The 26,044-nt window shown below is 31.7% G+C and carries 20 protein-coding genes and 2 tRNA genes; 17 read left to right on the top strand and 5 right to left on the bottom strand.

Annotated features, from left to right (window positions below; genetic code table 11):
- The first annotated feature begins 13 nt into the window (after positions 1 to 13).
- The 5 genes from ACOSP6_RS02460 to ACOSP6_RS02440 are packed head-to-tail and all read left to right on the top strand — an operon-like array spanning position 14 to position 4,306.
- Positions 14 to 1,549 carry a hypothetical protein gene (locus ACOSP6_RS02460; protein WP_422093154.1) on the top strand — a complete coding sequence of 512 codons (1,536 nt, stop codon included), beginning with the start codon at positions 14 to 16 and terminating at the stop codon, positions 1,547 to 1,549.
- 44 nt (positions 1,550 to 1,593) lie between these two features.
- A complete protein-coding gene (gene smpB, locus ACOSP6_RS02455) occupies positions 1,594 to 2,049 on the top strand; it encodes an SsrA-binding protein SmpB (protein WP_422093153.1) in 456 nt (151 codons plus the stop codon).
- 2 nt (positions 2,050 to 2,051) lie between these two features.
- Positions 2,052 to 2,633 carry a Maf-like protein gene (locus ACOSP6_RS02450; RefSeq protein WP_422093152.1) on the top strand — a complete coding sequence of 194 codons (582 nt, stop codon included), beginning with the start codon at positions 2,052 to 2,054 and terminating at the stop codon, positions 2,631 to 2,633.
- 50 nt (positions 2,634 to 2,683) lie between these two features.
- The gene (locus tag ACOSP6_RS02445; protein ID WP_422093151.1) at positions 2,684 to 3,637 is read left to right on the top strand and encodes a transketolase family protein; all 954 of its coding nucleotides are present in this window, start codon (positions 2,684 to 2,686) and stop codon (positions 3,635 to 3,637) included.
- Positions 3,638 to 3,682: 45 nt separating this feature from the next.
- On the top strand, positions 3,683 to 4,306 hold the full coding sequence (locus ACOSP6_RS02440) for a porin family protein (RefSeq protein WP_422093150.1): 624 nt from the start codon (positions 3,683 to 3,685) through the stop codon (positions 4,304 to 4,306).
- A 315-nt stretch (positions 4,307 to 4,621) separates the two neighbouring features.
- Here ACOSP6_RS02440 and ACOSP6_RS02435 read toward each other — a convergent pair whose 3' ends face one another.
- Positions 4,622 to 5,521: an FKBP-type peptidyl-prolyl cis-trans isomerase gene (locus tag ACOSP6_RS02435; RefSeq protein WP_422093149.1), complete on the bottom strand. Its 900-nt coding sequence runs from the start codon at positions 5,519 to 5,521 to the stop codon at positions 4,622 to 4,624.
- Positions 5,522 to 5,598: 77 nt separating this feature from the next.
- On the opposite strand from ACOSP6_RS02435, the gene ACOSP6_RS02430 reads away from it, so the two are divergent.
- Positions 5,599 to 5,979: an RNA-binding S4 domain-containing protein gene (locus ACOSP6_RS02430; protein ID WP_422093148.1), complete on the top strand. Its 381-nt coding sequence runs from the start codon at positions 5,599 to 5,601 to the stop codon at positions 5,977 to 5,979.
- Between the two features lie 9 nt (positions 5,980 to 5,988).
- Entirely contained in the window at positions 5,989 to 6,492 is a 504-nt protein-coding gene (locus ACOSP6_RS02425; RefSeq protein WP_422093147.1) for a phosphoribosyltransferase family protein, read from the top strand.
- Here the strand turns inward: ACOSP6_RS02425 and ACOSP6_RS02420 are convergent.
- Positions 6,473 to 7,006 carry a shikimate kinase gene (locus ACOSP6_RS02420; protein ID WP_422093146.1) on the bottom strand — a complete coding sequence of 178 codons (534 nt, stop codon included), beginning with the start codon at positions 7,004 to 7,006 and terminating at the stop codon, positions 6,473 to 6,475. The genes ACOSP6_RS02425 and ACOSP6_RS02420 overlap by 20 nt on opposite strands.
- A 97-nt stretch (positions 7,007 to 7,103) precedes the next feature.
- Between ACOSP6_RS02420 and ACOSP6_RS02415 the strand changes: the two genes are divergently transcribed.
- From ACOSP6_RS02415 to ACOSP6_RS02390, 6 genes are all read left to right on the top strand, one after another.
- Positions 7,104 to 7,176, top strand: a tRNA-Lys gene (locus tag ACOSP6_RS02415).
- Between the two features lie 38 nt (positions 7,177 to 7,214).
- A tRNA-Leu gene (locus tag ACOSP6_RS02410) sits at positions 7,215 to 7,302 on the top strand.
- Positions 7,303 to 7,583: 281 nt separating this feature from the next.
- Positions 7,584 to 8,366 (top strand): carboxypeptidase-like regulatory domain-containing protein, encoded by a 783-nt coding sequence (locus ACOSP6_RS02405; RefSeq protein WP_422093145.1) that lies wholly within the window; start codon positions 7,584 to 7,586, stop codon positions 8,364 to 8,366.
- A 46-nt stretch (positions 8,367 to 8,412) separates the two neighbouring features.
- Entirely contained in the window at positions 8,413 to 10,551 is a 2,139-nt protein-coding gene (locus ACOSP6_RS02400; RefSeq protein WP_422093144.1) for an endonuclease, read from the top strand.
- A 98-nt stretch (positions 10,552 to 10,649) separates the two neighbouring features.
- Positions 10,650 to 14,327, top strand: coding sequence for a phosphoribosylformylglycinamidine synthase (gene purL, locus ACOSP6_RS02395; protein ID WP_422093143.1), 3,678 nt, complete (start codon positions 10,650 to 10,652; stop codon positions 14,325 to 14,327).
- 592 nt (positions 14,328 to 14,919) lie between these two features.
- Positions 14,920 to 15,309, top strand: coding sequence for a helix-turn-helix transcriptional regulator (locus ACOSP6_RS02390; RefSeq protein ID WP_422093142.1), 390 nt, complete (start codon positions 14,920 to 14,922; stop codon positions 15,307 to 15,309).
- A gap of 423 nt (positions 15,310 to 15,732) precedes the next feature.
- Here the strand turns inward: ACOSP6_RS02390 and ACOSP6_RS02385 are convergent, their stop codons facing one another.
- The gene (locus ACOSP6_RS02385) at positions 15,733 to 17,415 is read right to left on the bottom strand and encodes a hypothetical protein (RefSeq protein ID WP_422093141.1); all 1,683 of its coding nucleotides are present in this window, start codon (positions 17,413 to 17,415) and stop codon (positions 15,733 to 15,735) included.
- A gap of 192 nt (positions 17,416 to 17,607) precedes the next feature.
- On the opposite strand from ACOSP6_RS02385, the gene ACOSP6_RS02380 reads away from it, so the two are divergent.
- The 4 genes from ACOSP6_RS02380 (at position 17,608) to ACOSP6_RS02365 (ending at position 24,262) form a co-directional block, all read left to right on the top strand.
- Positions 17,608 to 18,123: an RNA polymerase sigma factor gene (locus ACOSP6_RS02380; RefSeq protein WP_422093140.1), complete on the top strand. Its 516-nt coding sequence runs from the start codon at positions 17,608 to 17,610 to the stop codon at positions 18,121 to 18,123.
- A gap of 42 nt (positions 18,124 to 18,165) precedes the next feature.
- Positions 18,166 to 19,071, top strand: coding sequence for a FecR family protein (locus ACOSP6_RS02375; protein ID WP_422093139.1), 906 nt, complete (start codon positions 18,166 to 18,168; stop codon positions 19,069 to 19,071).
- On the top strand, positions 19,055 to 21,370 hold the full coding sequence (locus ACOSP6_RS02370; protein WP_422093138.1) for a TonB-dependent receptor plug domain-containing protein: 2,316 nt from the start codon (positions 19,055 to 19,057) through the stop codon (positions 21,368 to 21,370). Before ACOSP6_RS02375 ends, ACOSP6_RS02370 begins: the two co-directional genes overlap by 17 nt.
- Positions 21,371 to 21,694: 324 nt before the next feature.
- On the top strand, positions 21,695 to 24,262 hold the full coding sequence (locus ACOSP6_RS02365; protein ID WP_422093137.1) for a M20/M25/M40 family metallo-hydrolase: 2,568 nt from the start codon (positions 21,695 to 21,697) through the stop codon (positions 24,260 to 24,262).
- Positions 24,263 to 24,320: 58 nt separating this feature from the next.
- On the opposite strand, the gene fabG is transcribed toward ACOSP6_RS02365, so the two are convergent.
- Both fabG and sucD read right to left on the bottom strand, forming a co-directional pair.
- Positions 24,321 to 25,067, bottom strand: a complete 747-nt coding sequence (fabG, locus tag ACOSP6_RS02360) for a 3-oxoacyl-[acyl-carrier-protein] reductase (RefSeq protein WP_422093136.1) — start codon at positions 25,065 to 25,067, stop codon at positions 24,321 to 24,323.
- 82 nt (positions 25,068 to 25,149) lie between these two features.
- Positions 25,150 to 26,025 (bottom strand): succinate--CoA ligase subunit alpha, encoded by an 876-nt coding sequence (gene sucD / locus ACOSP6_RS02355; RefSeq protein WP_422093135.1) that lies wholly within the window; start codon positions 26,023 to 26,025, stop codon positions 25,150 to 25,152.
- Positions 26,026 to 26,044 lie beyond the last annotated feature (19 nt).

Below are 26,044 nucleotides of genomic sequence, written 5' to 3'. Positions count from 1 at the left end.
ATTACATTTTATAATGGTAAACTATATACCTCGAACGCTACTGTTAGCTTTAACATTAAGCGTTCGTTTTTTTTACGCTCAAAATGATACTCCAGCAAATAACACTCAAATTGGTTTTGCTCAATTAGACTTTTTATCTATTAACATGCCTGATGCTAATGAAGCAAATATGGATTTCACAGGAATTCATTACAATGCGAAGTTAAATGATTGGAGTTATGCCGGGCTTGGTTTTTACGGTGCCGTAGGTGGAATAAGAGGAGGTTTCTTCACTCTTGGTTTAAATTTAGGAGTAAAAAAAGAAATCTATAATAACTTATTTATTGATGCTGGTTTACATTTTGGTGGTGGCGGTGGTGCTGCAGCTCCTGATGGTGGAGGTGCATTTATATTACCTCACGCGAGTCTGGGATATGATTTTAAATACTTTTCTCTAACTACGGGATGGAGTTATATAAATTTCTTCGATGAAGGAACAATTAAGAGTAATCAGTTTTATGCATCAGTTCAAATTCCTTTTTCTTTTGATTACAGCGATTTTGATATTCGAGAAGAAGAATTTACAACTGAAAATTTGAAAAATTCCAAATGGAATAAAAAAAGCCATAGAATTAGTGCTATGGTACATCTAAATAATTTATCTGTAGAAGGAAATTCTCAGTTTACTACTGGAACTTCTATAAAAGGTAGAACAATTCGATTAGCCGGATTCGAGTTTTCTTCTTTTTTAAATGATGATTGGTTTTATTTTGTAAAAGCAGATGGAGCATTTAGTGGAATTCCTGCAGGCTATATGGATATTTTCATTGGTGGTGGATATCATTTATCAATGAATAAAAACAGAACTAATATTCAAGCTAAATTCGGTGTTGGTGCTGGAGGTGGCGGAGGTGTAGACACGAAAGGTGGATTTTTAATTTATCCTGACATTTCATTAGAGCAAAAGATTTACGACAATATGTACTTGTCCATAAATAAAGGATACTTAATGAGTCCAGATAGCCATTTTCTCTCTTCTACTTTAGGATTTGGATTAAAGTATTATGTAGAAAAAGATGGAACTATTTCCGAAAATAAAGAAAATACAAAAGCAAAATTAAAAGGTGTCCAAACCATTTTAAAACAAGACTGGTATTTGAATGCAAATAGAAATGGTGGATTTGAACAAGACATGCATCAAATATCACTTCAAATTAATGTATTTCTTAACAAATATATTTATGGAGCAGGTCAAACTTCATTTGCCAACTTTGGCGATGCCGGAGCTTACGCAGAAGGAATTGTTGGTATTGGAGTTCAATCTAACAACTTCTTAAACAATAAGATTAGCCTATTTGCTCAAGTTTTAGGTGGTGCAGCCGGTGGTGGTGGAATAGCAACAGGTGAAGGTTTTATCGTTAAGCCAAGCGCAGGAATTAATTTAAAACTTACCAAAACTTTAGATTTAAGAGGTGGAATTGGATACGTGAAAGCTCGTGGGGGTTCGTTGAGCAACGTTTTTGGGAGTTTTGGTTTAAGTTATAACATATCTTTTTTAACGGCAAAGTAGATTATTATTAGGCTATCTTTGTGAAAAATTGATGACACTGATACATGCAGAAAAACATAAACATACAAAATAAAAAAGCTCGTTTTGAATACGAGATTTTAGATAAATATATAGCTGGAATTCAATTAACAGGAACTGAAATAAAGTCTATCCGACAAAGTAAAGCACGAATTACAGAAAGCTTTTGTGAATTCAATGAGCGTGGTGAACTTTTTGTAGTGAATATGTATATCGAGGAATATGCTTTCGGTAATCATTACAATCATAATCCGAAAAGCGAAAGACGATTGTTATTGAATAAACAAGAGCTAAAAAAACTTGCCCGCGAAGTTGAAGTTAAAGGAAATACTATTGTTCCTCTTAGGTTATTTATAAATGAAAGTGGTTGGGCAAAACTAGAAATTGCTTTAGCAAAAGGTAAAAAAACACATGACAAGCGTCAAACAATAAAAGATCGAGATAGTAAAAGAGATTTGGCTAGACTTAAAAAAAGTTTCTAACAATGTTAAGGGAAAAATTAGCCAATTACAATATTATTCTTGCCTCAGGTTCTCCTAGACGACAACAATTTTTTAGGGACTTGGATTTAGACTTTGAAATCAGAATAAAAAGCGTTGATGAAATTTATCCTAATCATTTAAAAGGAGCTGAAATAACAGATTATTTAGCTGAATTAAAAACTTCACCTTTTATTGAAGAGTTAAACGCAAATGATTTATTAATTACTTCTGATACCATTGTATGGTTAAATAATCAAGCATTAGGAAAACCAAAAGATTATAATGAAGCTTTTAAAATGATTAAAAGTTTATCCGGAAAGTCACATCAAGTAATAACTTCTGTAAGCCTCAAAAGCAAAAACTTTAAAAAAGTATTTAATGATACTTCAACTGTGTACTTTAGAGAGTTAACCGATGAAGAAATAGACTATTACATAAAAACTTATAAACCTTTTGATAAAGCAGGTGCTTATGGCATTCAGGAATGGATTGGTAAAGTTGGAATTAATAAAATTGAAGGAAGTTATTTTAATGTGATGGGATTACCTGTTCATAAATTATATAAAGAATTGATGAATTTATAATTATCATCTTTATTAAAAGTTTATTTTTGACCCGAATTTACAACACAACAATGAAAAAATATACATACACAGAGAAAAAAGACACTAGATCTGGTTTTGGAGATGGTTTAACGGAATTAGGTAAAACAAACCCTAATGTTGTTGCATTATGTGCTGATTTAACAGGTTCTTTAAAAATGAATGAATTTGAAAAGAATCATCCAGAGCGTTTTTTTCAAGTAGGAATTGCGGAAGCAAATATGATGGGAATCGCTGCCGGTTTAACAATTGGTGGTAAAATTCCATTTACTGGAACTTTTGCAAACTTTTCTACAGGACGTGTTTATGACCAAATCCGTCAGTCTATTGCATATTCTCATAAAAATGTAAAAATCTGTGCTTCTCACGCCGGATTAACATTAGGAGAAGATGGTGCCACTCACCAAATATTAGAAGATATCGGTTTAATGAAAATGTTGCCTGGAATGACTGTAATCAACACTTGTGATTACAACCAAACTAAAGCAGCAACTATCGCTATTGCAGAACATGATGGTCCTGTATACTTACGATTTGGAAGACCAAAAGTTCCTGTATTTATGCCAGAAGATCAAAAATTTGAGATCGGTAAAGCAATTAAATTAACCGAAGGAATAGACGTGACAATCGTTGCAACTGGTCATTTGGTATGGGAATCTTTAGTAGCTGCTGAGAAATTAGAGAAAGAAGGAATTTCTGCTGAAGTAATTAATATCCATACTATTAAACCATTAGATGAAAAAGCTATTTTAGAATCTGTAGCTAAAACTAAATGTATCGTAACAGCCGAAGAACATAATAAATTTGGTGGACTTGGAGAAAGTGTAGCACGCTGTTTAGCTCAAAACTCCCCTACTCCACAAGAATTTGTAGCTGTTAATGATAGTTTCGGAGAGTCTGCAACTCCTGCTGAGCTTATGAAAAAATACAAAATTAACGATGAAGCTGTAGTTGAAGCGGTAAAGAAAGTTTTGAAAAGGAAATAATAATTCTTAAAAAACGTTTAATACAAACACTCAAATTACAAGAATATGAAAAAACTAATTTTAGCGTTATGCTTGTTTATTGCGGCAACGCAATTTGCTGATGCACAAATTCATTTTGGAATTAAAGGAGGTATTAATTATAATTCTGACTCTTTTAAAGAGGTTTCAGATGATATTATTAACGGAAATGCAGAAAGTAGAACTGGATATCATGCAGGTATTTGGTTACGCTTTAAATTACCAATGGTTGGCTGGTATGTTAGACCAGAATTAGTGTACACTTCTTTAAAAAGTGAAGTAGATCTTAGAACAACAGCAACTACTTCTGAAGTAGTGGGCTATAATTTTCAAAAATTAGACATTCCTGTTTTATTAGGAAAGAAATTCTTAAAAGTTGCTTACGTTCATATCGGACCTTCTTTCCAATATATTTTAGATGGTGATTTAAACTATCAAACTGTTTCTAGCTTAAAGGCTGATGGTTTTACAGTTGGTATGCAGTTAGGTGGTGGAATTGAAATTGGTAAATTTGGTATTGATTTAAGATGGGAAAGAGCTTTTTCAGATGTTGAATCTCAATTTATTTCGGATATTGGAGGAGCAAATACTACTGCTAACTTTGACACGAGAGTAAATCAAATTATTGTAGGATTGTCTTTACGTCTATAATAATTTTATAATAGAATAGAAAAAAGCAACACTTTCGTGTTGCTTTTTTTATTTTATACTGTGTATTTAAACAATTAATTATTGAAGTTTTTAAATAATAAATCTATACCCTACCACTTTATTTCCTTCACGAATATTTGATTTTAGAACTTACTATTTTTAAATCTAGAAACTGCACATAACCCGTGAATAAATAAAAATAGGCAATAATCTACATCTTTACTCAAAAATTTAAATAAACTATAATTGACTCTTTATAACAATAAAAAAGCAGCACATATCTGCGCTGCTTCCTAATACTATTTATTGATAATTCTATTCGTTTGAAACTCTAATCTTCTCATTTAAATAATCTGGCAAAGTAGGATTATCTGGATCACTAAAATCATTTGTTGGGTCACCGTCTTTGTTTGCGTCTTCATTAATTGTTAAAACTCCGTCACCATCATCATCAGGATCAGCAAAATTTACTATTCCATTTTCATCTGTATCATCATTCCATGGTTTTCCGTCTCCATCAACATCTTCTAAAATATTTGGCACACCATCTCCATCAGAGTCTGTATTCTCAATTACATCATTCAATTCTACATAAAACAACAAAGTCTCATTCGCTTGAATTGTTCCACTCCCAACGTTTCTGTAAGCTAAACCTGATGGAATGAACAAGATAATCTTACCTGTTCCATCAAAAGTTAAAGGCTCATTTGGCATTGTTACATTTACTCCTGCTTTGATATTTGTTACACCATAAGTCCAACCTCTAATAACACCAGCTCCTAAAACAAACCATAAATTATTATTACTATCAAAATCAGTGTCATTTAAAGTAGTACCATTCAAAATTCTTCTTCCTGAATAATTCACTAAAACAGAATCAACTACAGTAGGATATCCTTTTGTTGAAGTTCCTTGTTGCGTAATGTATGAATACAATGTATAGTTAATATCAACATCATTAATCGTTTCTTCTACGATTTGTGAGTTTAATTTTGGATCATCGAAAAGTGCAGTTTGACCTGACTGTAGTGGTTTAACAACTCCTTCTGATGCATCATAATAATGACTTTTGAAAAACTTAACAAGTGTGTCATTATCTCTAACAGCTTGTGCAGCATGGTCAAAATTGTCTACTTGAGCGATTCTTTCATTTCCACAAGCATACGTTAAAAGTGAAATAACTCCAACAAAAATAAGATGTCTAAATTTTATCATTAATTATAATTTTTGATGCGCAATTTACCATTTTTATACCTTTGTAAAAAGTAAACGCAAAAAAATTAACTTTTTGTATGAGAATAGATAAATATTTGTGGTGTATTCGACTGTTTAAAACAAGAAGTATTGCCACAACTGCTTGTAAAAAGGGACAAGTTAAAATTGATGATACTACCTTAAAACCATCTCGAGAAGTTTTCGGAGGTGAAATAATCATCGTTCGTAAGAATCAGATAAACTACAAAATAAAGGTAATTGATATTCCTGAAAGTCGAGTTGGTGCAAAACTTGTAGATTTATATAGAAAAGATTTAACTCCTAAAGAAGAATTCGAAAGAACAGAACTTTTAAAGTTTGCTAAGGATTACTACCGCAAAAAAGGAACAGGTAGACCAACAAAAAAAGACCGAAGAGATATTGAAGATTATTATGAAACTAATGAAGAAGATGATTAAATTTGTAGCATGGTAGAAACACAAAATATTATTTTAAATAATACTGAGATTGCTCAGAAAATAAAACGAATTGCCTATCAAATTTATGAGGTAAATTACAAAGAGTCTGAGATTGTCATAGCCGGAATCGCCGATAATGGATTTTACTTAGCTGAAAAAATTGTTACTGTTATTAAAGAGATTTCAGATATTAAAGTGACTTTGTGTAAAGTTATAATGGATAAAAAAAATCCTTTAAGTTCTGTATCTACCGATATTAATGCAAGTAGTTATCAAAATAAATCAGTTGTGCTTGTAGATGATGTACTTCACTCTGGAACTACACTAATATATGCCATAAAACATTTTTTAGATGTTCCTTTAAAAAAGTTCAAAACTGCTGTACTCGTGAATAGAAATCACAAAAAGTATCCGGTAAAAGCTGACTTCAAGGGTATCTCATTATCAACCTCTATAAAAGAACATGTTGTAGTTGAGTTTAAGAAGGATGAAATCATTGCTTTTCTAGAATAGTTAATCTATCTTTTATCTCATTAACTGTTTCAGTTAAATCTTTTGAATCTGTTTTTATGCGAAGTTTTGCTTGCTCATAAAAATAGCTTCTTTCAAATAAATGTTTGGCTATAAACTCTTCTAATTCCTCTTCTGGAATCCTAGCTACTAAAGGTCTATGCTCCTTTTCAGACAACAATCTGTTATAAATAGTTTTAATGGAAACTTTAATATAAATCGAAACAAGATCATTATAACTGTTAATTAAAGTCATATTATTTGCATAGCACGGAGTTCCACCACCCAATGACAGAACAAAGTGTTCTTTATTTTCTAAAATTTCTTTTATCGCCTCATGCTCTTGAAGTCTAAAATAAATTTCTCCTTCTTCTTTAAAAATAACGGAGATGCTTTTAGTATACTTTTCTTCAATATAATTATCTAAATCAATAAAAGGTAAATCTAGTTTTTCTGCCAAAACCTTCCCTACTGTCGACTTACCACTGGCCATATATCCTAATAAAACAATCTTCATAATCAGAAATAAAGCAAATATCTATAAAAAAATATAAAAAAAGATTTTTTCATTTAAATAGTCCATGTATATTTGCACTCGCTTTGGAAAAAGTTTAGACCGGGTAGCTCAGTTGGTAGAGCATCTCCCTTTTAAGGAGAGGGTCCTGGGTTCGAGCCCCAGCCCGGTCACAGAAAAGTTAAGCAAATGCTTAACTTTTTTAGTTTTAGCGCATATGGCGGAATTGGTAGACGCGCTGCCTTGAGGGGGCAGTATTCTTTATGAATGTGGAAGTTCGAATCTTCTTATGCGCACCATCAGAAATCAAAACACAACAAACCATTAATAGTCAGTTTATTAGTGGTTTTTTTATTTCTAAGAGTTAGTTTTTAATAAAACTTCCTCAAAAGATTAGCTTATTTTAAAAGATTATTTACTACTTTTAGAGTAACAATTATCCTCCTTCCCTCGAGATCTCAACAGGAGATCAGTAAGGCCTTTCGTTTCTGAAAGGCCTTATCTTTTTTATGGAACAATATTTGAAACTACTTTTACATATAATTAACTATAATCATCCTAAATATCCGTATTATTGCATATGCTTAAACGTATTTTTATAATCTCATTTATTATTTGTTCTGCTAACGTTTTAGCACAAAACAAATTAAAAGGACAAATAGTTAATTCTGCAACGAAAAAGGCATTAAGTGCTGCTCATATACTTAACTTAAATTCAGTAGAAGGTACAATTACCAATGAAAAAGGACTTTTCGAATTGACTGCTACTGCCAACGACACTGTATTAGTTTCTTATTTAGGATTTGAATCAATTAAATTAAAAGTAACTAATGATTTATTAAAAGGAAATGAATTGATTATTTCCTTAAATGAAAAACCAGAGGAAGTACGAGAAGTTGTTATAAATTCTACTAAACTTATTGGAGTCTTAGAAGTTGATGTAAAGCAAGTACCTAAAGACCGTTTCACTCGAATTCATTTAAATGGTTTGCCACAAACCTATGAAGTAGGTCGACCACAAAAGATCTCCTCACCTATTGCAAAGTTGTTAAACCCTGTGGATATGGTCTACGGACTCTTTGGCAAAAAACCTAAACAACTAAAAAAGTTACAAAAACTAAAGAAAGAAGATGATTTACGTAAAATGCTAGCAGGTAAATTTGATCGTGAAGTAATGATGGAATATCTAGAAATGGATAAACAACAGTTATCAAAATTATTAGGAGATTGTAATTATTCGGAATACTTCATTAAGAAAGCCAGTGATTTACAAATGATTGAAGCTGTGTTAAATTGTTACGAAAAATATAAAGCTATAAAAAAGGGAAAAATTGACAGGGATAGAATTCCTGATAAAAATTAAGCCACTAATGGCGTAACTTAATTCTTTAGACAATCATTATATATTTATGATGAAAAAATTACTCTTTACCCTTGTAAGCTGTTTAACAATTTTTTCGGCTTATTCTCAAGAAACTTATTACAATGATGTAAATTTAAATCTTACTGGTGTAGCTTTAAAAGATGTATTGGCTACAAAGATTATAAACACACACACCAATGCATTAGATTATACTCCGGGTATATGGAACGCTTCAAAAGTAACTGATGTCAACCCAGAAAATAGTTCTGAGGTTCTTCTTATTTATGGATATAGCACCTCTGGAACAACATCTAGAACCAGAGGAATCAACGATAATGGAGGTAATAATGGAGACTGGAATCGTGAGCATGTATTTGCTAATTCTTTAGGTAGTCCGGATTTAGATGCAGGAGGAACAAATGGACCTCCTTATGCAGATGCTCATAACTTAAGACCTTCTGATACTCAGGTAAATTCATCAAGAGGAAATAAAAAATTTGCAACTGGTTCGGGCAATTCGGGTTCTGTTACAAATGGTTGGTATCCAGGTGATGAATGGAAAGGTGATGTTGCTCGTATCATCATGTATATGTATTTAAGATATGGAGACCAATGTAAGCCAACATTTGTAGGTGTTGGAGATTCTTCTCAAACCCCTGATGACATGATAGATTTATTTTTACAATGGAATGCTGAAGATCCAGTTTCTGATGTGGAAAAACAGCGTAATCCATTTCATGAGAATACCGCTAATACGTATGCACAAGGAAATAGAAATCCGTTTATTGACAATCCAAGATTAGCTACAAGAATTTGGGGAGGACCAGATGCAGAAGATATTTGGGGTATTTACACTAATAATGATACTGAAGCACCAACTGCTCCAACTAATGTAACTGCTTCAAATGTTACCACATCTTCCATTGATGTATCTTGGACTGCGGCTACCGATAATATAGGTGTAACAAATTATGACGTTTATGTAGATGGAAGTCTTACGGCAAATACAACTAATACAAGTGTTACTTTGAGTAATTTGAACTCTAATACAACATATTCAATTACTGTTTTGGCTAAGGATGCAGCAGATAATGAATCACCTTTAAGTGCTGCTATAACTCCAACTACTTTAGAAGACACTCAAGCGCCTTCAGTTCCAACTAATCTTGTAATTAGTAACGAAACAGACACTACTTTTATAGTTACTTGGTCTGCTTCTACAGATGATACTGCTGTTACTGAATATGAAATTTACATTGATAATGTCGTAAATGGAACATCAACAACTGCAACTTATACAGCTACTGGACTTACAGCTTCTACAACTTATAGCGTGCAAATTTTAGCTAAAGATGCTGTGAATAACACTTCCGCTTTAAGCACAGCCGTGAATGCAACAACAACCGATGGTGGAACAAGTAGTGCTAATGAATTATTTTTCTCTGAATATGTTGAAGGTTCTAGTAACAACAAAGCAATCGAAATTGCTAATGTAACACCAAACCCTATAGATTTAAGTGCTTACAGCATCAAAAGAAATGGTAACGGTGGAGCAACTTGGTCAGCTCCTTTAAATTTATCGGGAACTATTGCTGCTGGTGATGTTTATGTTATTATCAATGGAAGTGCTGCACTACAAAAACTTATAGATGAAGCAGATTATGTGCATCCTAATAATAGTAGTACAAACAATGGAGAACCTATCAACTTCAATGGAAATGATCCAGTTGGTTTATTCAAAAATGATGTCTTAATTGATATCATCGGTGTTTTTAATGGCGGAACGGCAAATTTTGCAAAAGATGTTACTTTAAGAAGAAAAAGCTCAGTGGTTAATCCAAATACAACATTTGACAAAACTAACGAATGGGATGAGTTCGCTCAAGATACTGTTGACAATATTGGAATTCATGATACAGCTACAGCTAGCGTTGATGATGAAATAATTGATAAAATCAGTGTATACCCAAATCCGATTTTAAATAACACTCTTTATATTAAAAATAACTCAAGCATTCTATTTCAAGAAATTGTTATTCACAATATTAACGGACAAGCAGTGTTCAAAACTTCTAAAGAAGTTAATAGTAATGAAATAAAAATCAAAAAGTTAAGTTCAGGAACATACTTTCTAAAAATGAAAAGTGAACTTGGAATTATAACGAAAAAATTACTCGTTAAGTAGAAATTAAAAGCAGCAAATTTTGCTGCTTTTTTTACGCTCTTAATTCAATTAAAAAAGTAAATTTGTAGCTTTTAACAACACAACCTAAATAACACATAATGATTCATTTCTTTGGAAACACAAACAGTAAAGTCTTTGCTGTTCAAACATCAAAAGAATTAACAACTGAAGATATTTCAAAACTTACATGGTTATTTGCGAATAAACCTAAACTTGATATGGCGTCTATTGACGCCTTTTTTGTTGGGCCTAGAGCAGCTATGATTACTCCTTGGAGTACTAATGCTGTGGAGATTACGCAAAACATGGGAATTGAAGGAATTATTCGAATCGAAGAATTTGACGCTGTAAACGAAGATTTTACAGATTTCGATCCAATGATTTCTCAAAAATTCAATGGACTTAACCAAGAAGTTTTTACCATAAATATTACTCCAGAACCTATCTTAGAAATTGAAGATATTAAATCTTATAACGAACAAGAAGGTTTAGCATTGAGTGACGAAGAAATTGATTATTTAAATGAAGTTTCTGAAAGAATTGGTAGAAAATTAACTGACTCAGAGGTTTTTGGATTTTCACAAGTAAACTCAGAGCACTGTCGTCACAAGATATTTAATGGAACTTTTGTTATTGATGGAGAAGAACAACCTACTTCCTTATTCAAAATGATTAAGGAAACATCGAAACAAAATCCTAACGATATTGTTTCTGCTTATAAAGATAATGTTGCGTTTATTAAGGGACCTAAAGTTGAGCAATTTGCTCCGAAGTCTGCTGATAAACCAGATTATTACGAAACAAAAGAATTTGAATCTGTTATTTCATTGAAAGCAGAAACGCATAACTTCCCTACTACCGTTGAACCTTTCAATGGTGCAGCAACAGGTTCAGGTGGAGAAATTAGAGATCGTTTAGCTGGAGGAAAAGGTTCTATTCCTTTAGCTGGAACAGCTGTTTATATGACATCATATTCTCGCTTAGAAGAAAATCGACCTTGGGAAAAAGGAATGAATGAGCGTGATTGGTTATATCAAACTCCGATAGATATTTTAATTAAGGCTTCAAATGGAGCTTCTGATTTTGGTAATAAATTCGGACAACCTTTAATTTGTGGGTCTGTACTAACTTTTGAACATGAAGAAGATGCACGAAAATTAGGTTTCGATAAAGTTATCATGCAAGCCGGAGGAATCGGTTATGGGAAAGCTGAACAAGCTTTAAAAGATACGCCAAAAGAAGGTGATAAAATTGTAATTCTTGGTGGAGAAAATTATAGAATTGGTATGGGAGGAGCAGCTGTTTCTTCTGCTGATACTGGTGAGTTTTCCACTGGAATTGAGTTAAATGCAGTTCAACGTTCTAATCCTGAAATGCAAAAACGTGCAGCGAATGCAGTACGCGGAATGGTAGAAAGTGAAGAAAACTTAATCGTTTCTATTCACGATCATGGGGCTGGTGGACATTTAAATTGTTTATCTGAATTAGTTGAAGACACTGGTGGTAAAATTGACTTAGATCAGTTACCTGTTGGTGACCCTACTTTATCTGACAAAGAGATTATCGGAAATGAATCTCAAGAAAGAATGGGATTAGTTATTTCTGAAGAAAATATAAATACATTAGAGAGAATTGCTGAAAGAGAAAGATCTCCTATGTATACTGTTGGTGATGTTACTAATGATCATAGATTTACATTCGAATCTCAAACTAAAGGTAATAAACCAATGGACTTGGCACTGAATGATATGTTCGGAAGCTCACCAAAAACTATAATGAACGACGTTACAGTTTCTAGAAACTATAGCGAAGTAAATTATGCTAAAGAAAATTTCTATGATTATTTAAACCAAGTACTACAATTAGAAGCAGTTGCTTGTAAAGATTGGTTAACGAATAAGGTAGATCGTTGTGTTGGTGGTAAAGTTGCTAAACAACAATGTGTGGGTCAGTTACAAATTCCATTAAACAATCTTGGTGTAATGGCTTTAGATTTTAAAGGAAAAGAAGGAATTGCGACTTCTATTGGCCACTCTCCTATTTCTGGTTTAATTGATTCTACAGCAGGAAGTTTAAACTCAATTGGAGAAGCATTAACAAATATTGTTTGGGCTCCATTAAAAGATGGTTTACAATCAGTTTCATTATCTGCTAACTGGATGTGGCCTTGTAAAAATGAAGGTGAAGATGCAAGATTATATAAAGCAGTAAAAGCAGTTTCTGAGTTTTCTATTGATTTAGGAATTAATGTTCCTACTGGAAAAGACTCTTTATCAATGAAACAAAAGTATCCAAATGAAGATGTAATTTCTCCAGGTACCGTTGTCATTTCTGCCGCTGCAAATTGTAATGATATTACAAAAGTAGTAGAACCTGTTTTCCAACAAAATGCAGGAAGTATCTACTACATCAACTTATCTCAAGATACTTTCAAATTAGGTGGAAGTTCATTCGGGCAAGTAATTAATAAAATAGGAAATGAAGCTCCTACCATTAAAGACGCTTCATTCTTTAAGAAGGCATTCAATGTAATTCAACAATTAATAAAAGATGACAAAATTGTTGCTGGTCATGATATCGCTTCTGGTGGTTTCATTACTACATTACTTGAATTATGTTTTGCTAATACAAATACTGGAGCCAACATCGACTTATCTGGATTAAATGAAGAAGATTCTATTAAATTATTATTCTCTGAGAATAATGGAATCATCATTCAATCAAAAGATGACTCTATAGAATCTATCTTAAATGAAAACACTATTGAATTCTTTAAAATTGGTTCAGTTGTAGAAGCTGATAGATTGAATATCAAGAATAATGATGATTTATATTCATTGTCTGTAAGTGAGTTAAGAGATACTTGGTATAAAACTTCTTATTTATTAGATAAGAAACAAACAGCTAATAATTTAGCGGAAGACAGATTTAATAATTATAAGAATCAACCATTAGAGTACACTTTCCCAAAAAGCTTTACAGGAAAACTTCCTAAAGTTGATGGTTCATTACCAAGACCTAAAGCTGCAATTATTAGAGAGAAAGGATCTAACTCTGAACGTGAAATGGCTAATGCAATGTATTTAGCTGGATTTGATGTGAAGGATGTTCATATGACAGATTTAATTTCTGGAAGAGAAACTCTTGAAGACATCCAATTTATTGGAGCTGTTGGAGGTTTCTCTAATTCAGATGTTTTAGGTTCTGCTAAAGGTTGGGCGGGAGCTTTCTTATATAATGAAAAAGCAAATACCGCTTTAAAGAACTTCTTCAACAGAGAAGATACATTATCAGTTGGAATTTGTAACGGATGTCAATTATGGATGGAATTAGAATTAATAAATCCAAATCATGATGAGCATGGAAAAATGGTTCATAATGATTCTCAAAAACACGAAAGTTCATTTACATCTGTAAAAGTTCAAAAGAATAACTCTGTTATGTTATCTACATTAGAAGGTACAACATTAGGAGTTTGGATTTCTCATGGCGAAGGTAAATTCAATTTACCAAAAGAAGAATCTGAATACGACATTGTCGCGAAGTATGCTTATGAAGGATATCCACATAATCCAAATGGATCAGATTATAATACTGCAATGATGTGTGATAAGACAGGAAGACATTTAGTTACTATGCCACATATCGAAAGATCTACATTCCAGTGGAACTGGCCTTATTATCCTGAAAATAGAAAAGACGAAGTTTCTCCATGGTTGGAAGCATTTGTGAATGCTAAACAATGGATAGATAATAAAAATAAAAATAGAAAGTAAACTATTAAGTTTACAATGTTAAACAATAAAAACACTCACATTGCTGAGTGTTTTTTTTATTACATAAATTAAGGAATTATAACTGTTTACAATTGTAACCAATGATATTTAAGGTTAGAATATTTGTTTATTAATAGTAATAACGCTTTTATGATAACAAGTAAACCTAGTACCGAAGATTAGTCCTTTAACGTTCTTAAATTGTCTTAATTTAACCTTAAATATGCACTTTATGGTGTTAATGAGTCGATTCAACGTTTATTTAATTATAACTAGAGGAAATTTTATAATTTTAAATATAAGCTGTTTGATAAGTTACAATTGTATACGTCAATTAAGTTAGTTTTTTAATAGTTTATACCACTTCACCTCTCTTTACAATTGTAAATCAACGATAATTACCCGCACTATAAACAAACTCTATTTTAGTAGTCTAAACTACTCTTTTTTAATTATTTAAATACATTTACCTGATATTTTACTTTAATATATATTACCTGTTATATGTAATTTTTTAATATTTTTATTGTTTACATTGGTAAAATATCTTATGTTTACATCGTTAAACATTAATATTGTTTACATTTGTAACATGATAGAACGATTAAAACTAATATTAGATTATTATAATTTGAGTTCGTCAAATTTTGCGGAAAAAATTGATGTTCCCCGATCAAGTATTTCTCACCTATTATCTGGAAGAAATAAACCGAGCTTAGATTTTATATTGAAAGTTGACAAGGCTTTTGACGAAGTAAATTTAGATTGGCTATTATATGGAAAAGGCACTTTTCCTAAAGTTAGTGAAGAAACTACTTCCCCGTCATTATTCAATCAAACAGAAAAAAAGATTGATCAAACTGAAATACAAAAATCTCAGCAAACAAAAAACCTAAGTGAAGTTCCAGCTAATGAACTTAAGAAGCTTATCAAAGTTATTCTTTTATATAGTGACGGAACTTTTGATGAATTTGAAAAGTGATTTTTTAATCAATCATTTTATTTTTAATAATCCCTAATAAAAAATAAGTCTGTATGAAAATACGGACTTATTTAATTTATAGCTTTTTTAAAATATCAGATAGAACATTTTAACAAAAATTCCAGAAAATCGACACGACGTCAAAATCAATTATTCGGGAAAATATACAGATTAAATTCAAATACGCGATTCTCAGAGAGGTTAATTAGATAAATAAAACTTATTTATTGCGATTTAACTATAAGATTGAACTATGCTTTTTAGTTGTATTATTAGATAAAAAAAATAGATAATACATATAAAAAAAAGTAAGTCCGTATTTTATACGAACTTACTTGTAGTAATAAATAATTAATAAGTTGGGGGACTAACACAAATCGATAAAAACAATCCCTATTATAGCACTATCGATTTATTGTTTTTTTAATTACAGTTTTTAAGTAGTTTAAGAATGTTTTGCTCGTTATCTACAAAATGAACTTTATCCTCACTGTCAAATGTAACTGTGTATTCATCAGTTAATTCAGTCGGTAAATTTTGAGAAGAAATTACGACTACTGTCGAATTATCATCTAATGTATTTACACTCCATTCACCTTCATAATTCTCTCCATTTCCTTCCGCTACAAACGTTCCGTCTTCCTTAAAGTTAAAATAGATTTCGTAATTCTGAGTAGCATCGTTACCATTTAACTCAAAATAATACACAGACCAAGTACATTCTTTCATCGCATTTTTTACACGCTCAGCTTGATTTTCATTACTTGGATCACTATCACAAACTCTTTCAAGTTTTAAAGTATGCTCTTGTTCACCTTGTAAAACCATCTTATGATCGTTTAAGTCGGCAAGCAAATAGTAATCATTAATATCACCAGTTAATGTTGGAGATGATAACGTAATTGCAATTCCTCCCGTAGCAATTTCTTGAGCCACCCAAGTACCTTCATGTAAATCTTGATCATCACCAGTAGTCATGATAAATGTTCCATCTTCCTTAAAGTCAAAGTGATAGTCATGGTATTGTGCTGTTAAATCTTCTCCACCTACTTTTAAGTAATACATATACCACTTACACTCTTTGATAAATTCTTTAACTTCTGCTAAATTGCTACTGTTTGGACATTCTTTAACTATTTTAATGAAATTACCAGCTTCGTCAAACATTTCTAAGAAATTGTCACCACATTCAACTACTTTCCAACTTCCGTTAAAGTCTTGATAATTAGAATCTAATTTAACATAATGATACTCACCTTCTTTTATCACTGTCCAAGCACCACTAGCCTCTTCAACTCCATTTGGATTAGTAACAACAAAGCTAAAATCTTCCTTAAATTTAATCGTCAAGTTTGTACTTCCGTTATCATTTCTAATTTCCCAGAAACACTCTTTTAAATTAGATTTAATTGAATTCACATCGCAGTCTAAATCATCATCATCATAATCATAGTCATCATCTTCATCACATGAATCTTTTGCTTGGTTAATAGTATTAATTAATTCTTCATTATTATTAACAGCAACTGTAGATCCATCCGCTAACACCATTGTAACAGGAAAGTTCAAACTTGCCAAAGTAGCATCGTCTAAATTCTCTAAGAAAACATATAATTCCTGATCATTGTTAATTGTTTTAGTGTCGATTACGTCGAACGATGTGTTAAAAATTGAAATTGATATAGGGTATTGAAAATCAATACATTCGATATCGTCGTCTGGCTCGTTTTCACCAACACAAGACTTAATTAATTCTTCTAATTCTGCTTGATTATTTATCGTAGTTTCTGTGAAATCTCCAGAAATGATGGTGATTGGAAATTGTATATCTAATTTATCAATATCATCTGCGAACTCATCATAAATATCTTCGATTAACTCATAATCTAATTGAGTATTAATGGTAATTTCAATATCATTAACAATAACAGTTACAGGTAATTTAACCTCTAAACAGTTAGCTTTATCAATTATATTATCAACCGAACCGTCATTAGTGGCAGTTTTTGCCATTAATTTCCCAACTTCTGAAGTTGCATTAAAAGATTGGTTGTCATTTGGTTGAGAAATATCAATAGCTTCTTGTTGACATGAAAAAAAGCTCATCAGTACAAAAACTGATATCGCTAAAAATTTTAGGGGTTTCAAGTTTTTTAAAGTTTTCATGGTTACTAATTATTTTTAAAATAGGTTTAAATTATTAAATGAGGCCTGCTTTTAATTGAAACAATTCTCTTTTAAAAATTCCTACCCCCGTTTTTATTTTTTTTTAATTTTAGAGAAATTTTTAAAAGTTTAATGAAAAAAACTACCGACAAAGATATTTGTAATGAAGCGCTCTTTTCAACTTTCTTCCAAAAGTACTCCAAAGCTCTTTTTAATTTTCTCTACTATAAGTTTGGTGAAAAACTTAATCCCGAAGATAAGGTGCAAGAGGCGTTTTTAAAAGTTTGGCAAAACTGTCATAAAATATCACCTGATAAGGCAAAGAGTTTTTTGTATACAACGGCCAATAACTTAATGTTGAATCAAGCAAATCATGAGAAAGTAAAATTAAAATATGCTGAAACTCCTCAGAAAAGCCATACAAATGAATCGCCAGAATATGTGATGGAAGAAAATCAGTATATGGAGAAAATACAAAATGCACTCTCCAAATTAACTGAAGCACAAAGAGTTGCATTCATGATGAATCGAGTTGAAGGTAAAAGATTTAAGGAAATTGCAGAGATTTTAGATATTTCTACCAAGGCTGTAGAAAAGCGAATATACGGGGCGTTAAAGAAATTAAGAGAAGATATTAAAGGGTTGTAATAATAGATAGGTAGGAATTTTAAAAACTAATCTGTTATATTTATGAGTATTAGTATGGAAAAAGCAGAATTAATAAAAAAATGGTTGGATAATAATTTAAATCCTGAAGAGCAAAAGCAATTTGAAGCTCTTGAGGATTATAATGAATTAATTCAACTTTCAGATAAGTTAAAACAATTTAAAGCTCCTGATTATAAATCAGACGGAGTTCTTGAAGACATTTTAGCAGCAAATAAAGTTAAAAAAGAAAAATTAATCTCTTTCAATTTTATCAGTAAGATTGCTGCAATATTTATTATTGGTTTAAGTTTGCTCTATTTCTTTAGAGATAACAATACAAACATTAATGCACTAGCAGCCAATAAGGTAACTACAAAATTACCTGATAATTCCGAAGTAACAATCAATGCACTTTCATCTATTTCTTTTAATGGAAAAACTTGGAAAGATAAACGTGAAGTTTCTTTAAAAGGAGAAGCATTCTTCAAAGTTGCGAAAGGATCTAAATTTAATGTACATACAAATAATGGAACAGTAACTGTTTTAGGTACAGAGTTTAACGTTAAAAATAGAGATAATGACTTTGAAGTTATTTGTTATGAAGGCTCTGTATTAGTTGAATCAAATAATATTTCAGAAACTTTAACTCCAGGAGATTCTTTCAAGTCAGGTAAAATATTTAGAAACAACATAAGTGTTAGTTCACCAAGTTGGATTCATAATGAAAGTGTTTTTACAAGTGAGCCTTTCAATAAAGTTTTACAAGAATTTGAAAGACAATATGATGTAAAAGTTAAAGTTGAAAATATGGATACATCCCTCCTTTTTACTGGTAAATTTATTCACAATGATATTGAAACAGCTTTAAAGACATTAACTTTACCTTTCAATTTAGTATCTGAACAAAAAAACAAGACTATTATATTAAAAAGTGAACGTACGAAATAAGTCAATTATACTACTATTACTACTTATTTTCAACCTCTTTTCTTCTTTCCCTCAACAAAATAGTCAGGATAAAATTCCGCTCCGTGAGGTTTTAGAAGTCTTACAAAAGAGGTATGGAGTAAGTTTTTCGTATGCCGATAATACCATAAAAAACAAATACATAAAGCTTCCTGAAGAGAATATTTCGCTTTCGGAAGTTCTTACTTTTTTAAAGAATACAACAAATTTAGAATTTGAATTAGTAAATGACACCCTTATTGCTATCAGGCGTCCGATTAAAAAAAACAAAACCAAAAGAAATTTCGTAGAATTTGAGCCTTTAGATGAAGTATTAGTTCAAGGCTATTTGACTTCAGGGATTAGTAAAAATTCAGATGGATCAATAGATTTGGAAACAGATAAACTTGGGATTTTACCAGGATTAATTGAACCTGATGTGCTGCAAATAATAAACTCATTTCCAGGAGTAATAGCGGTTGACGAAAGTATTTCTAACATCAATATTCGTGGGGGAACTCATGACCAAAACCTAATTTTATTTGATGGAATAAGAATGTATAAATCAGGGCATTTTTTCGGACTTATTTCCGCATTTAATCCCTATTTAGATTATGATATTAACCTTTCAAAAAGTGGTAGTAGTGCAAAATATGGAGAAAGTATTTCGAGTGTAATAGACATGAGATTACCTGATGAAGTAAGTAACAAAACTACAACTCAATTTGGTATTAACATGATTAATGCAGATGTATTAACCCGAATACCATTATCTCAAACTGCAGAAGTTCAAATCGCGGCAAGAAGATCAATCACAGATTTCGCAAATACTCCAACTTATAAACAATATTTTAATCGTGCGTTTCAAGATTCTGATTTAAGCGCTTTATTAAATAATAATAGTGTTTTGGTTAAAGATGAGAATTTTAAATTCCATGATATTTACTCTAAATTTATTTGGGATATCAGTAGAGATGACAGGTTAAAAGTTGTTTTTCTAAACATTGAAAACGATTTATCTTACAATCAAAAACTAACAGGATCTACTGGAGATTTAGAAGTAAGAAGTGAATTAAATCAACAAAGCTTTACAAGCGGAATTACCTACGAAAAACAACTACATGATGAGTTTAAAATTAGTGCTCAAAAATATTTCACTCATTATGATTTATCCTCTAATAACGCTGATATTTTAAACAATCAAAACTTAATACAAGAAAATGTTGTACAGGACAATGGGCTGAAAATTGACGCGGATTATAAATTCAATGAATCGTCTTCATTTCTTTCCGGTTATCAATTTTCACAAGTTGCAATAAGTAATTTAGAAGACGTTGATAACCCGGAATTTAGAAGATACATAAAGCAGGTTTTACTATCACATGCGGCATACGGTCAATTTAATTATACAACGGACCGAATTCAATTAAAAACGGGAGCGCGCCTAACTTATTTTGATAAGTTTAAAAAGTTTTCACTAGAACCTAGAGTTACTTTTAATTATAAGTTTCTAAATAACTTCAGTTTACTAGCCACAGGAGAAATGAAAAGTCAATCAGTATCTCAAATAATTGATTTACAAGAAGATTTTTTAGGAATTGAAAAAAGACGTTGGGTTTTGGCAGATGAAAATACGATACCTATAATAACGAGTAAACAAGCTAGTCTGGGAATCTTTTATAAAAAGAATGATTTATTGATTAGCGGAGAGTTTTACCTGAAAAACGTAAATGATATAAGTGCTAGAAGTCAAGGATTTCAGAATCAATTTCAGTTTGTGAATGATATTGGAAACTACACTGTAAAAGGTTTTGATTTTTTAATAAATAAACGATTTCAAAACTTTAACACCTGGATTAGTTACAGTTATAATGTAAATAATTATGATTTTGCTAGTTTAAATAATGCCGAAAGCTTTCCTAATAATGTAGATGTTCGAAGCGTAATAAATATTGCCGCAAACTACACCTATAATGACATTAAACTTGCGTTAGGCTTAAATTGGCATACTGGAAGACCTTTTACAAAACCGTTACAATCAGATAATACAATTGTTAGAACGATTAATTTTGACAATCCTAATAGCTCTAGACTAGCAGATTATTTAAGGTTCGATGCTTCTTTACAATATCGATTTAAAATAGGAAATACAGATGCTTCCTCTGGGATTTCTGTTTGGAGTGTTTTAGACAAAAGAAACATTTTAAATACCTATTTCGATCTTGAAAATAATACCATAAATCAAATAGAAAATACTTCGCTAAGAATAACACCTAACGTAAGTTTTAGAGTTTATTTCTAATTAAAATTTTGAAATTTTACTATAAAAGATTAAATATTGTATAATTTTAACATTATTTTCTTAAATAAATTAATATTATTTAATTTTAAATAATCAATCAAAACAGCAATACCCCGAAATTTAACTAGGCACTCTAACTGCATAGTATGTTATAAACTCAAAAAGAGTTTTCCATCCATTTTACATTTGCTACATTAAATAGCACTTTAAAAAAGAACACCTCCCATTAAATTGTGTTCAAAAGCCCACTACCTGATATTTCAATCTCACATTTAATGAGACTGTATTATATATCAATCAATTATTAACCTAAAACCCTTCGAAATGAAAAACAAAAACTTCATTAACAATTACGTATTCATTTTACTCTTTTCTCTCTTTATATCTGTACACTCACAACAGAAAGAATCTATGTTTTACGCTACTATGAAAACCTTGGATGCAACTGAACTTCAAAAGAATCACCCAAATGAAATTATTATTATTGAATCTAAAGATGAATTTAGTGCTGTAATGCTAACAAATCATGCTGCTGAAGAATTACATCATAAAGTATTGGTTCATGGCCCAGGTTTTATATATGAATCTTCAAGAGAGAATGCATTAAAAGCAATTAACCGAACAAAACGATACAAATCAAAAGCTAAAACGAGTAGTAAAGCTAGTTTACAAGCTTTTTCTATTACGCAAGATGCACTTGTAAATCAGAGTTTAAACTTAGTAAATAATTTAAATATTGAAGCTCAAATATTAGAGCTGCAGGCTTACGGAACTAGATATCACACAACTAATAGTGCTCGCCAAGCCGTTTTAGAATTAAAGACTAAATGGGAATCAATGGCTTCTGGAAGAAACGATGTTTCTGTTAGAATAGTCAATCATACATCTACAAATATGCCTTCTGTTGTAATGACTATTACCGGAACCGAATTACCTGATGAATATGTAATAATAGGTGGTCATATAGATTCTACAGCTTCAGGAAATAATACTACTAATGCTCCTGGAGCAGATGATAATGCCTCTGGAATAGCAACATTTACCGAAGCCGCAAGAGTTTTATTCGAAATGAATTATCAACCAAAAAGAACCATAGAATTTATGGCGTTTGCAGCTGAGGAAGTAGGTTTAAGAGGCTCTAGAGAAATTGCTGAAGATTACAGGAATAGAAATGTTAATGTAATCAGCTACTTACAACTTGATATGACAAATTATAAAGGTTCTACTAACGACATTTATATTTCTACGGATTCTTACAACGATGATACTTTAAACGATTTCTTGATAGAATTAATGAATTACTACAATGCTTCTGGAACTCACAAACTGACTTATGGAACATCAAGCTGTAATTATGGTTGTTCAGATCATTATAGTTGGGCTCAAGAAGGATATAATGTTGCTTTTCCATTTGAAGCTACTTTTAGGCAAAGCAATCCAAATATTCATACGACAAGAGATACCTACGATAGATCACCTACTCCAAATGCAACTCATGCAGCAAAGTTTGCTAAGCTCGCGTTAGAATATCTAATAGAAATATCAAATGCGCCTACAACTACTCCACCAGTAGATACTTGTTCACAAACGATTTCTAATTTTCCATACGGGGAAAGCTTTGAAAATTCATTAGGTTCATGGAGCCAAGATATAAACGACGATTTAGATTTTACTAGAGACTCTGGAGGAACACCTTCTTCAAATACTGGACCTTCAAACGGTGCGTCTGGAAGCTTTTATCTGTATGTTGAAGCCTCAGGTGAAGGAAGTGGTTTTCCAAATAAACAAGCTATTTTAAACTCTCCTTGTTTTGATTTAAGCAGTTTAAACAATCCTAAATTTGACTTTAATTATCATATGTATGGATCAGCTGTGAATTCTTTAAAATTAGAGGCTAGATTAGAGGGAGAAACGAATTGGTCAACTCTCTTCTTAGAAAATGGCAACCAAGGAAATACTTGGAATGAGGCTTCAATAAATTTGAATACCTACACTAACGAAAGTAGTGTACAATTTAGATTTGTGGTTACAACAGGTTCTGGAAGCTCAGGCTGGCAAAGTGACATCGCAATAGATGCAATAAATATTAAAAGTGAAGTATCAGATCCTGACCCTGACCCAAATCCAACTTGTGATAGTTTGAATTTTACCAATTATACAATTTCCTCTTTTTCAAATCAAGATTCGAACGGAAACTATTCTGTTGAGAATGCAGGAAATTCGTTAGTATTAACTAATAACACATGGAAATATATAAACTATCCATACACCATAACTTCTCAAACAGTAATCGAGTTTGATTTTTCAAGCACCAATCAAGGTGAAATTCATGGAATCGGATTTGAGAATGATAATAGTTTAACCTCTAGTCGCTATTTTAAGGTACATGGAACACAAAACTATGGTGTGACAAACTATGATAATTATACTAGCGGAAATGCTACTTATATCATTCCTGTCGGAAGTTTTTACACAGGATCGATGGATCGTTTAGTTTTTATTAATGATAATGACGCTGGCTCAGGAAACAACTCTAGTTTTAGTAATGTGAAAATTTACGAGGGTTCTTGTGGTAATTCAATTCAAAATAGAAGCGTCCAAGCTGTTAATACAGTTTATTTGGGTAATGAAGATGAAAATTCACCTTTTGAACTAATTATCAGTCCTAACCCTAGTAGTGATCTATTTCATATTAAACTACAAGGTAGTTCTAATAAAGAAGTTCAACTTCTTTTATACACTATTGAAGGAAAAGAGATTTTAAACAAAAAATTAGACAACAACGAATTACTAATCTCAGCAAAAGAACTCAATCTAAGTTCAGGAATTTACCTCATAAAACTTAGAAATACCAAAAAAGAAATATCATCTAAAAAACTAATTGTGAAATAAAAAAAAAGAGGGCTTAAAAGCCCTCTTTCCAAATATATTATCTAAGAAATTAATCTTCTTAAGTCAACATTCCTCCATCAACAGATAAAGTTTGACCTGTAATGTAAGCACTCATATCTGAAGCTAAGAACACACATGCGTGAGCGATATCTTCAGGTGTTCCACCACGTTTTAAAGGAATTTCATTTCTCCATCCTTCAACAACTTTCTCATCAAGTTTAGCAGTCATTTCAGTTTCAATAAAACCAGGAGCAACTACATTACTACGAATATTTCTCGAACCTAACTCTAAAGCTACCGACTTAGAAAAACCTAAGATACCAGCTTTAGATGCCGCATAGTTTGCTTGTCCAGCATTTCCTTTTAATCCAACCACAGAACTCATATTAATTATAGAACCTTTACGTTGCTTCATCATTGGACGAATAACTGCTTTAGTTAAATTAAATACCGACTTTAAATTTACTTCAATAACCTTATCAAAATCATCCTCTGAGATTCTCATTAATAGATTATCTTTCGTAATTCCTGCATTATTAACTAGTACATCGATAGTTCCGAATTCTTCTAAAACACTCTTAGCTAAATCCTGCGCCGCATCGAAATCAGCAGCATTAGATTGATAACCTTTTGCGTTTACACCTAGTTCTTTCAACTCATTTTCTAAAGCTTTTGCTGCATCTACAGATGAACTATAAGTGAAAGCAACATTAGCTCCTTGCTTTGCAAATTCTACTGCTATTCCTCTACCAATACCTCTTGTAGCGCCAGTAACAATAGCTGTTTTATTTTCTAAAAGTTTCATTTTATTTAATTAGTTGTTTGTAAATATAAAAAGAATTCCCGCTAAAAAACGGGAATTTATATTATCTAAGAATATTATTGGCTTATCCTAAAACCTTAGCTACCATCTCTCCTATTTTAGCTGGTGATTCAACAACGTGAACTCCATTTTCTGCTAAAATCTTCATTTTTGCTTGTGCAGTATCATCAGCACCTCCTACGATTGCTCCGGCATGTCCCATTGTTCTACCTGCAGGTGCTGTTTGACCAGCGATAAATCCAACAACTGGCTTACGGTTACCGTCAGCTTTAATCCAACGAGCAGCTTCTGCCTCTAATTGACCACCGATTTCTCCAATCATTACGATTGCTTCAGTTTCTTCGTCATTCATTAATAACTCTACTGCTTCTTTAGTAGTAGTTCCGATAATTGGATCTCCTCCAATTCCGATTGCCGTAGTAATACCGTAACCTTGTTTTACAACTTGGTCAGCAGCTTCATACGTTAACGTTCCTGATTTAGAAACAATACCTACTTTACCTTTTTTGAAGATAAATCCTGGCATAATTCCAACTTTAGCTTCTTCTGGAGTAATTACTCCTGGACAGTTAGGTCCAACTAAAGTACAATCTTCTTTAGCATCAATATAAGATTTCACTTTTACCATATCTGCAGTAGGAATTCCTTCAGTAATACAAATAATTACTTTAATCCCAGCTTCAGCAGACTCCATAATAGCATCAGCAGCAAATGCTGGTGGTACAAAAATAATAGATGTATCTGCTCCTGCTTTTTGCACTGCTTCATCAACAGTATTAAATACAGGCTTCCCTAAGTGCTCTTGACCTCCTTTTCCTGGTGTAACACCACCAACAATATTGGTACCATATTCGATCATTTGACCAGCGTGGAAAGTTCCTTCACTTCCCGTGAAACCTTGTACAATAATTTTTGAATCTTTATTTACTAAAACGCTCATTGGTTTGTTTTTTATTTTT

The organism is Tenacibaculum sp. MEBiC06402 (assembly GCF_049239625.1).
Lineage (GTDB): Bacteria > Bacteroidota > Bacteroidia > Flavobacteriales > Flavobacteriaceae > Polaribacter.
This window is presented reverse-complemented; position numbering and strand designations above follow the sequence as displayed.